The 965-nt window shown below is 34.6% G+C and carries 2 pseudogenes; both read left to right on the top strand.

Features of this window, described 5'->3' with window-relative positions:
* A pseudogene (locus tag H5072_RS20325) lies at window positions 1–262 on the top strand (molecular chaperone HscC); the annotation flags it as partial.
* 58 nt (window positions 263–320) lie between these two features.
* Window positions 321–965 (top strand): annotated as a pseudogene (locus H5072_RS20320) (molecular chaperone DnaJ); the annotation flags it as partial.

Genomic DNA, 965 nt, shown 5'->3' with positions numbered 1-965 from the left:
GAATGTTAAAGAGCTTGACCAAAATCAATTGCAAGAGCAATTTGCAAGGCTTCAAGCTTTAAAAATATTACCAAAAAACAAACTTGCTAACACCTCTTTTAAAGCGAAACTTGAGCGTATGTTCCAAGAGGGCTTAGGCGACAAGCGCAGAAAAGTAGGTGAAGCTATTGGGCTTTTTGAGCGCGCGTTAGAAACTCATGATAATCATAAAATTGATGCTGCAAAAGAGCGTATAAAAGTGTTTTTGCATATGTCTTATTAACATGCATTTTATTATTTGTGCCTACAATATAAGAGTAAACTAAATGGTCCATTGGATAGTGTTAGGTATTGAGCCAACACAAGATAAACGCGCCGTAAAATTAGCATATACGCAGTTATTAAAAAAAACGCCGCCCGCAGAATTCCCTGAAGAATTTAAAGCGTTACGTAAAGCGTATGATCAAGCATTAAAAGAAATTTCAAAAAGTGACGATGCTGAAAATGATAATGATAATTCAATAATACTTGATGATGTATTACTTAAGGATGATCAGCCACAGCTAGATACTGATATTGAAAATACACAGGCTGAAGTTTTTTTTGAACTTAAAGCTAGTCCAAATCATAATACAAATGACGAGCCTGTTGAGTTTTCAATCATTCACACGATACCCCAACTCAACCTTGCTTTAGAACAACTTTATAGTGATATTTTAGGTAGACACAGTTTAGAAAAGTGGAAAATGTTATTCGCGGCCCCAATATTTTGGGACGTTAATCAAAGTAAGACGTTGACCGAGAATTTACTTGGTTTTTTTTCTAATCACTACTTTTTACCTGAAAATATATGGATATTTTTGGATAATAGTTTAAAAATTACAGATGGTGTGTCTACCAGTAGTGATGATACGACCCAAAAAGCGGCGATCGCTTTATCTCGTTACATAAAAACGTTACCAAAAAGAATTAACGATGGCTTAGTT

Source organism: Pseudoalteromonas sp. SR45-5 (assembly GCF_014163565.1).
Lineage (GTDB): Bacteria > Pseudomonadota > Gammaproteobacteria > Enterobacterales > Alteromonadaceae > Pseudoalteromonas > Pseudoalteromonas distincta.
Note: the sequence above shows the minus strand (reverse complement) of the source record. Positions and strands in the feature narration are given on the sequence as shown.